Annotated in this window: 1 protein-coding gene; it reads left to right on the top strand. The window is 63.1% G+C overall.

Annotated elements, in window-relative coordinates; genetic code table 11:
* The first annotated feature begins 5 nt into the window (after positions 1 to 5).
* A complete protein-coding gene (tuf, locus tag BLV60_RS33855) occupies positions 6 to 1,199 on the top strand; it encodes an elongation factor Tu (protein WP_093060175.1) in 1,194 nt (397 codons plus the stop codon).
* The last annotated feature ends 1 nt before the right edge of the window (position 1,200 follow it).

The raw sequence follows: 1,200 nt of genomic DNA, 5'->3' as shown, positions 1-1,200 counted from the left end.
GAAAAATGGCAAAAGGTAAATTCACCCGCACCAAGCCGCACGTGAACGTGGGCACGATCGGTCACGTTGACCACGGCAAGACGACGCTGACGGCTGCGATCGCGACGGTTCTGTCGGCCAAGTTCGGCGGCGAAGCCAAGGCCTACGACCAGATCGACGCTGCGCCTGAAGAAAAGGCCCGCGGCATCACGATCAACACCGCGCACGTCGAGTACGAAACGGCCAACCGCCACTACGCACACGTCGACTGCCCCGGCCACGCCGACTACGTGAAGAACATGATCACCGGCGCTGCCCAGATGGACGGCGCCATCCTGGTGTGCTCGGCCGCTGACGGCCCGATGCCCCAGACCCGTGAGCACATCCTGCTGGCTCGCCAGGTGGGCGTGGGCTACATCATCGTGTTCCTGAACAAGTGCGACATGGTCGACGACAAGGAACTGCTCGAGCTGGTCGAAATGGAAGTTCGCGAACTCCTCGACAAGTACGAATTCCCCGGCGACGACACCCCGATCATCCATGGCTCGGCCAAGCTCGCCCTGGAAGGCGACAAGGGCGAACTGGGCGAAGGCGCCATCATGAAGCTGGCCGAAGCCCTGGACACGTACATCCCGACGCCCGAGCGCGCCGTGGACGGCACGTTCCTGATGCCCGTGGAAGACGTGTTCTCGATCTCGGGTCGCGGCACGGTGGTGACCGGCGCAGTCGAGCGCGGCGTGATCAAGGTTGGTGAAGAAATCGAAATCGTGGGCATCCGCCCGACGGTCAAGACCACCTGCACCGGCGTGGAAATGTTCCGCAAGCTGCTGGACCAGGGCCAGGCTGGCGACAACGTCGGCGTGCTGCTGCGCGGCACGAAGCGCGAAGAAGTCGAGCGCGGCCAAGTGCTGTGCAAGCCCGGCTCGATCAAGCCGCACACGCACTTCACCGCCGAGGTGTACGTTCTGTCGAAGGACGAAGGCGGCCGTCACACGCCGTTCTTCAACAACTACCGTCCGCAGTTCTACTTCCGCACGACGGACGTGACCGGCGCGATCGAGCTGCCCAAGGACAAGGAAATGGTCATGCCTGGCGACAACGTCAGCATCACCGTCAAGCTGATCAACCCGATCGCGATGGAAGAAGGCCTGCGCTTCGCCATCCGTGAAGGCGGCCGTACCGTGGGTTCGGGCGTCGTGGCCAAGATCCTCGACATCTAAG

Origin of the sequence: Variovorax sp. YR634 (genome assembly GCF_900106655.1) — a bacterium.
Classification (GTDB): Bacteria; Pseudomonadota; Gammaproteobacteria; order Burkholderiales; family Burkholderiaceae_C; genus Variovorax.
This window is presented reverse-complemented; position numbering and strand designations above follow the sequence as displayed.